General features: G+C 43.0%; 6 protein-coding genes. All 6 read left to right on the forward strand.

Annotated elements, in window-relative coordinates:
- Positions 1–347: 347 nt before the first annotated feature.
- On the forward strand, positions 348–1,475 hold the full coding sequence (locus AB5642_RS19235) for a sugar-binding protein (protein WP_173717149.1): 1,128 nt from the start codon (positions 348–350) through the stop codon (positions 1,473–1,475).
- 98 nt (positions 1,476–1,573) lie between these two features.
- A complete protein-coding gene (locus AB5642_RS19240; protein ID WP_118580468.1) occupies positions 1,574–3,112 on the forward strand; it encodes a sugar ABC transporter ATP-binding protein in 1,539 nt (512 codons plus the stop codon).
- Between the two features lie 17 nt (positions 3,113–3,129).
- Positions 3,130–4,287, forward strand: a complete 1,158-nt coding sequence (locus AB5642_RS19245; protein ID WP_118580516.1) for a sugar ABC transporter permease — start codon at positions 3,130–3,132, stop codon at positions 4,285–4,287.
- A 193-nt stretch (positions 4,288–4,480) separates the two neighbouring features.
- A complete protein-coding gene (locus tag AB5642_RS19250; protein WP_173719580.1) occupies positions 4,481–5,491 on the forward strand; it encodes a substrate-binding domain-containing protein in 1,011 nt (336 codons plus the stop codon).
- Positions 5,492–6,994, forward strand: coding sequence for a sensor histidine kinase (locus AB5642_RS19255; RefSeq protein ID WP_173719579.1), 1,503 nt, complete (start codon positions 5,492–5,494; stop codon positions 6,992–6,994).
- A gap of 69 nt (positions 6,995–7,063) precedes the next feature.
- On the forward strand, positions 7,064–7,811 hold a 748-nt coding region (locus AB5642_RS19260), incomplete at its 3' end, for a response regulator (protein ID WP_368371875.1).

Raw genomic sequence — 7,811 nt, forward strand, 5'->3', positions numbered from 1 at the left:
GTCGCAGTTAGCGATTAGTTCGCTGGAGCGTTGCGCCGGCGAGTGAGTAATACACATTGTCCAAATGCGTCCCTCCTAAAGAACTTTTAACACATTAAATAGCAAAATTACATTCGGGAATTCTATAACACTTCATATCTTAAAAATGTCAATAGCACATAATTACAATCTAGCACTATTCCACAACAAAAATGTCCAGTCCAGCACAATTTTGTGCATATCATAACACAAAAATTGAAAGAGCAATCCAAAATTAGTCCATTTTACACAGAGTACCGATATGATATTATAATCCCATCAAAAAGCTATAGAACATAGCAAATAAAAATGATACGGGAGGTTTTTTCATGAAGAGAAAAGTAGCAATGGCAATGGTAGCAGCAATGGCAGTTGGTTCACTTGCAGTTCCGGTAATGGCAGAAGACGGAGCAGCTGGCGGAAAGATCGGTATTTCAATGCCTACACAGTCTCTGGAGCGTTGGAATCGTGATGGTTCCTATCTGCAGAAACAGTTCGAAGATGCTGGATACGAAGTAGAGCTTACATACTCTGACAACGAGACAGACCGTCAGGTAAACGATATCCAGAACCTGATTTCCGACGGAGTTAACCTGTTAGTTGTAGCAGCTATCGATGGCGAGGCTCTTAATACAGTTATGGATGAAGCAGCAGATGCAGGAATCCCAGTTATTTCCTATGACCGTCTGATCAAGTCCGACGCTGTTTCCTATTATATTTCTTTTGATAACTACACAGTAGGTACCCTTCAGGGACAGTACGTAGTAGATACTCTGGATCTGGACAATGCCGGAGACAAGACATACAATATCGAGTTTACAGCTGGTGATCCTGCTGATAACAATGCCGGATACTTCTTCAATGGTGCATTTGATGTATTAAAACCATACATTGATGCAGGAACCTTAAATGTAGTTTCCGGACAGACTGATTTTGATTCTGTTGCAACACCTGCATGGGATACCCAGACAGCACTTGAAAGAATGCAGAACATTCTGGCATCCTACTATGCAGACGGAACACAGCTTGACGTAGCTCTTTGCTCCAACGACTCCACAGCACTTGGTGTAACACAGGCAATCGAGTCTGACTATGCTGGTGATAACACAGTTCTGATCACAGGACAGGATGGTGACGAAGCAAACCTTGCAAACATCGTTGATGGAAAACAGTCCATGACAGTTTACAAAGCAGTTGCCAATGAAGCAGTCGTAACACTTGACCTTGCAAAAGCAATGCTGGCTGGTGATACAATTGATGAGTCCCTGATTGAAAAATCTGGTTGGGATTTCGAGTGTGCATATGATACAGAATCCTATGAGACATCTGATGGAAACAAATGCCCATCCTTCCTTCTGGTTCCTACTGTTGTAACAAAAGACAACCTTCAGGAAGCACTGGTTGACCCAGGATACTACACAATGGACGATGACGGATATCTTCATCCGGCAAACTAATAAAGGCTGAACGAAAACGTCATACAAATCAAAAATAAAGTTTTAAATGTGGGCGGGGTGAAAAGCCCCGCCTGCTTTATGGGAAAGGGGGCGCCATTTTGGCTGACAATATTTTAGTAATGGAACACATTACGAAGGAATTCCCCGGTGTCAAAGCTTTGGATAACGTTAACCTTGAAGTTCAGCGTGGCGAGATTCATGCGCTGATCGGTGAGAACGGTGCGGGAAAGTCCACATTGATGAACGTATTAAGTGGTCAGTATCCATACGGCAGCTATACTGGAACGGTTACCTATGAGGGTGAAGAGTGTAAGTTTAAAAAGCTTAATGACAGCGAGGCAAAAGGTATCGTTATTATTCACCAGGAGCTTGCATTGATCCCACTGCTTTCCATCGGTGAAAACATGTTTCTTGGAAACGAGATCAAAAATAAAAGAGGAGCCATCGACTGGGATAAAACATACAGCGAGGCTGAGAAACACATGGCCCAGGTAGGTCTTCATGAATCTGCCCAGACCCTGATCAAAGATATCGGAACCGGCAAACAGCAGCTGGTAGAAATTGCGAAAGCTTTTTCAAAAGATGTTAAACTGCTCATCCTGGATGAGCCGACTTCATCCCTGAATGATGAGGATGCGAAGATGCTTCTGGACCTGCTTATGGAATTTAAGAAACAGGGACTGACATCTATTATTATCACACACAAACTGAATGAGATCATTTACTGTGCAGACCGTTGTACCATTCTTCGAGACGGAAGCACAATCGAGACACTTACAAAAGGCGTGGATGACTTAAGTGAGGACAGGATCATCAAAGGAATGGTTGGACGTCCTATGGAAGACCGTTATCCGAAGCGTGAGCACAATGTAAGTAAAGAAGTGATGCTGGAGGTAAAGAACTGGACGGTTCATCATCCTCTGTATCCGGAAAAAATAGTAGACGACAATATTTCCTTTAAAGTACATAAAGGTGAAGTTGTTGGTTTCTCAGGACTGCAGGGTGCAGGCCGTACAGAGCTGGCAATGTCCATCTTCGGTAAGAGCTATGGAAGTGCAATTTCTGGAGAATTGTACATAAAGGGTGAAAAAGTAGATTTGAAAGACCCTCGTGCGGCCATCCAGCATGGTCTTGCATATGTAACTGAGGACCGTAAGACAAACGGACTGATCCTTGATGAGTCCATTCGTTTCAATACAACTCTTGCCCGTCTGAACAAAGTCTGTGATAATGGAATTATCAACACGGACCTTGAGGTACAGCTGGCGGAGCAGATGACAAAAGAAATGGGAACGAAAACACCTTCCAATGAACAGCGTATTGGTAACCTGTCTGGTGGTAACCAGCAGAAAGCCCTTCTTGGAAAGTGGATGTTTACAGAACCGGATATTTTGATTCTGGACGAACCTACCCGTGGTATCGACGTAGGTGCAAAATATGATATTTACTGTCTGATCAATCAGATGGTGGAACAGGGAAAATCTGTAATCATGATTTCCTCTGAAATGCCTGAAATCCTTGGTATGTGCGACCGGGTTTACATTATGAATGAAGGCAAGATGGCCGGTGAGCTGGATGCGAAAGAAGCAACCCAGGAAGGCATCATGGCACATATCATGCAGAATCAGAAGAAATAATGAAAGGGGAAAACACTATGAATTCCAAAATCAAGGATTTTTTAAGAAAATATACGATGGTTATTGCACTTGTAATCGTATTTATCCTGTTCTGTGCTCTGACTGATGGACGACTTCTTTTCGCACAGAACATGTCAAACCTTATGCTCCAGAACGGATACGTACTGGTTCTTGCATGTGGTATGTTACTCTGTATCTTAACTGGTGGTAACATCGATCTTTCTGTTGGATCTGTTATCTGCTTCGTTGGTGGTGTTGCAGCTGTCCTGATCGGCAGCAAGGGCTTCAATCCATTTATCACCATTCTCCTTTGCCTGGTAATCGGCCTTCTGGTTGGTGTATGGCAGGGCTACTGGATTGGTTATAAGAGAATTCCTCCATTTATCACAACACTTGCCGGCATGTTCATTTTCCGTGGATTTGGACGTCTGGTACTGGATAATAAGACAGTATCTATCCAGAACAAATCTTTCCTGAATGTATTTACATCCTACATTAACATTCCGGGACTTGATGATGGAAAGAAATATTCTGCACTGATCGTTGGTGTTCTGATCGCATGCTATATTATTTTCTCTACCATGCGTTCCAGAGCAAACAAAGCGAAAAAAGGTTATCGCCAGAATACAGCAGCTTCTGATTACAGCAGAGCAGCCGTGATTGCAGTTGTTATTCTGTGGTATTGCTACAAATTATATCAGTATAAAGGTATTTCCGTAATGCTTGTATGGGTAGTTGCAATCTGCATGATCTACAACTTCATCACATCCAAGACAGCGTTTGGACGTTACTTCTACGCAATCGGCGGTAACGAGAAAGCAACACAGCTTTCCGGTATCGATACAAATAAGGTTTATTTCATTGCATATACAAACATGGGCTTACTTGCTGGCCTTGCAGGTCTTCTCTGCGCAGCACGTGTAGGTTCTGTAAATGGTAGTACAGGTACATCCTTCGAGATGGATGCAATCGGTTCCTGTTTCATCGGTGGTGCTTCTGCATACGGTGGAAGTGGTACTGTAGGTGGTGTTGTAATCGGTGCTCTTCTCCTTGGTGTTATCAACATGGGTATGTCAATCATGGGTATCGGTGATTCCTGGCAGTATGTTGTAAAAGGTGCCGTACTTCTGATCGCAGTTGTATTTGATGTTATCTCTAATAGAAAATCCAACTAAATAATTGCCAAAAAACTGCTGAGAGTGCAGTAAACAGTAATCAGAAAGGAGCTGTTGCAGAAATGCAATGGCTTCTTTTGCATATAGCATGCAAATATGGTAAACTGTAGATGTTTGAAAGCATATTTATTTTATAATAAAATGGCGGTTTGCCTACAGGCAAAAGCGCGGGCAATAAAGGAACTTATTAATTATGAAAAAATCCACATTGACTGTTTTTTTTATTATAGTAGGCTGTATGTTATTTCTCTCTGGAATCTGGATTTATTTCCAGAAAAAACTGGATCAGGTGGATCTTGGTGAAGGCGAGGGGGCATCCAGCTACGCAAAACATTATCTGATGATAGCAGGAGCGGAAAATACCCTGATGTGGGATTCTATCTATGAAAGCGCCAGCCAGGCGGCAAAGGATGCAGATGCTTATCTGGAATTGATCGAGCCCGGGCACGATTCCAATTATAGTCAGGCGGATTATCTGCGTATTGGAATTGCCTCCCAGGTGGACGGGATCATTCTGGAAGCTGATGGAAGCGATGAAGAGCAGGAACTGATCCAGGAGGCCTCAGATGCGGATATTCCAGTAGTTACGGTGCTGACAGATGATTCCTCCAGTGCCAGAATCAGCTTTGTTGGACTGAATAGTTATCAGCTGGGAAATGCTTACACGGAACAGATCCTTGGACTTTTAAAGGAGCATGAGAATACGCAGGTCCTTCTTTTGTCAAATTCCCAGTCCAAGACCCAGGAGACCAATCTGATCTATTACCAGATTAAAAAAGAACTGGAGGAAAAAAAGAAGGATTATCAGACCGTAACGATTTCAGAATACAACATTGACAGCAGCTCTGGCTTTGATACAGAGGAATTTGTCCGGGATATTTTTGTAAGCGAGGAGAACCTGCCAGATGTGCTGGTGTGCATGGACGAGGTTGTGACAGAGTGCGTTTACCAGGCTCTGGTTGACTATAACCAGGTTGGAAATGTGGATGTAGTTGGTTTTTATTATTCCGATGTAATTCTGGATGGTATCAGCAAAGGGATTATTTCTTCAGCTATCGCTCTGGATATGGATGAAATCGGAAGATACAGCGTGAATGCCCTGGAAGAGTTTTCCTCCCTGGGACATACCAGCAATTATTACAGTGTGGGACAGCATGTGATCACCAGAAGCAATGTTGGGACTTACAGAATGGAGGGGGATTAAGTGAGAGAGAGAAAAGGAAGCCTTTCCGTCCAGAATTCCATACAGACAAGATTAAGCTCTGTTATGGCCCTTGTCATGGTGTTTGTAGTATGCATCAATTTTTTTATCTTTGAACAGATTCATACCGGTGTAGACCGGATTGATGCTGTTTTTTCCAGCAATGCAGCAATTAATGATCTCTCGGACACCTTAAACAATCTGGAAGGAACGGTTTATGAATATCTGAATATAAAGGGAACCAAGGCTCTGGAAAATTACTATCGCTATGAGCAGGATTACCGGGAGCTTCTGGATAAGCTGAATGACCGGAATGTGGATAATGAAGTAAAAATGCTGGAAAAAAATATACGCAGAATGTCAGAAAGCTATCTGAATCAGACCAGCGAGACTGTTCAGGCCAAGCGAGGCAGAAATATTGAGAAATACAAGGCTTCTTATGAAAAAGAGCTGCAGCTTTATGAATATATCAATTCTTATATTTACAAGCTGAATAATCTGCGCTTTCGGATGAATTCCTCCAATTACCAGCTCCTGCTTTCTTCTATGGATGTACTGTATCGGCTGGCGTTGGTGGTTATTTTCATTGTGGCGGCAGTAGGTGTGGCCATTATCATTCTGTTTGTGCAATCCATGATCCGGCCGCTGACCCAGCTTTCCAGTACTGCGCATGAGGTTGCCATGGGAAATCTGAATGTGCCAATTCTGCCTGTTGTCTGCGAGGATGAGGTTGGCGTGGTAACCCGGAGCTTTAATCAGATGCTGGACAGCATACGCATTCATATTAAACAACAGCGTGAAAGTATAGAAAAGCAGGCGCAGATGAAGGAGAGGGAGCTTCTTATGGAGACCCATCTGAAAGAAGCACAGCTGAAATATCTTCAGGCTCAGATCAATCCTCATTTCCTGTTTAACTGTCTGAATGCCGGGGCCCAGCTTGCCATGCTGGAGGATGCAGAGCGTACCGGTGTTTTTCTGGAAAAGATGGCAGACTTTTTCCGATATAATGTACGGAAAATGGAGGATGATGCTCTTCTCTGGGAAGAGGTGGATGCAGTTGACAATTATATTTATATTTTAAATGTCCGATTTGCCGGAGATATCAATTATGAAAAAGATGTGGATGAGGGAATCGGAAATTTCAGGATTCCAAGTATGATTTTGCAGCCTCTGGTGGAAAATGCCGTGCAGCATGGAATTCACGACTGTATGGAAACTGGGAAAATCAGAATGTCCATTCACAAGGATGGGGATGACCTGGAAATCACAGTCAGTGATAATGGCGCCGGAATGACACAGGAGATGATTCGGTCTGTTATGGCAGGGAAAGCACGAAATAATGGAGAGGACCGTTATTCTACAGGCATAGCAGTAGGAAATGTAATTGACAGATTGGAATTGTATTATAAACAAAAAGATCTTCTTACCATAGAAAGTGAGGGCCTTGGACTTGGAACCAGTGTGCATATCACCTTACCGGTGGAGGTTGAAGGTACCAGTGAATGAGTAAAAAGTGATAGCATGGAGTATGCTGCAATGAGCAGTGACAGAGGCTGAATAAAGGGGAGCAAAAAAATGTACCGTATTCTGATAGCAGATGATGAAGGACTTATGCTGGAGGCTTTTAAAGGAGTGATTCTGGCTGAATTCGGAGATAAATGCAGTGTGGAAACTGCGAAAACAGGAAGGGCGGTAATCGAGAAGGCGGAGACCTTTCACCCGGATATTGTGTTTATGGATATTCACATGCCTGGAATTAATGGAATCCAGGCTATGCGGGAAATCCGGAAGTTCAACAATTCCGCCTTGTTTTATGTAGTTTCTGCATATGACAAATTTGATTACGCCAAAGAAGCCATCAATCTTGGTGTGGAACAGTATCTTACGAAACCGATTTCGAAAAGTAAGATTATTTCTGTGGTGGAAGAAGCGACAGCAAAGGTGGATAAGGTTCGTGATCAGAGAAGTAATCTGTTGAAAATCCAGGAAAAGCTAGAGACAGTTATCCCGGTTGTAGAATCTGGTTATGTGAATTCTCTTCTTTTCCAGAAGGAGATGGCAGCAGCAGGTTATTACCAGCAGCTTCTGGATATTGAATATGGCCAGGGCTATGTTATGGTGGTGCAGTTTGGACAAAGCTATGAAAATGGAAGACTGGTAAGCCCGGTTGGAATGAATGTGAAGGCACAGAGCTTTTATCCGGAATTTCGGGATGTGGTGAAGTCTGCTTTTCCCTGTGTGGTTGGAAATATTATGTCTAACCGTATCCCTGTGGTAGTGCCTTGTGAAATTTTCCAGAATCCTTATGAAGACCGTATTGATC

Source organism: Ruminococcus sp. 1001136sp1_2201st1_G3_2201SCRN_220225 (assembly GCF_040924365.1).
Taxonomy (GTDB): Bacteria; Bacillota; Clostridia; order Lachnospirales; family Lachnospiraceae; genus Blautia_A; species Blautia_A faecis.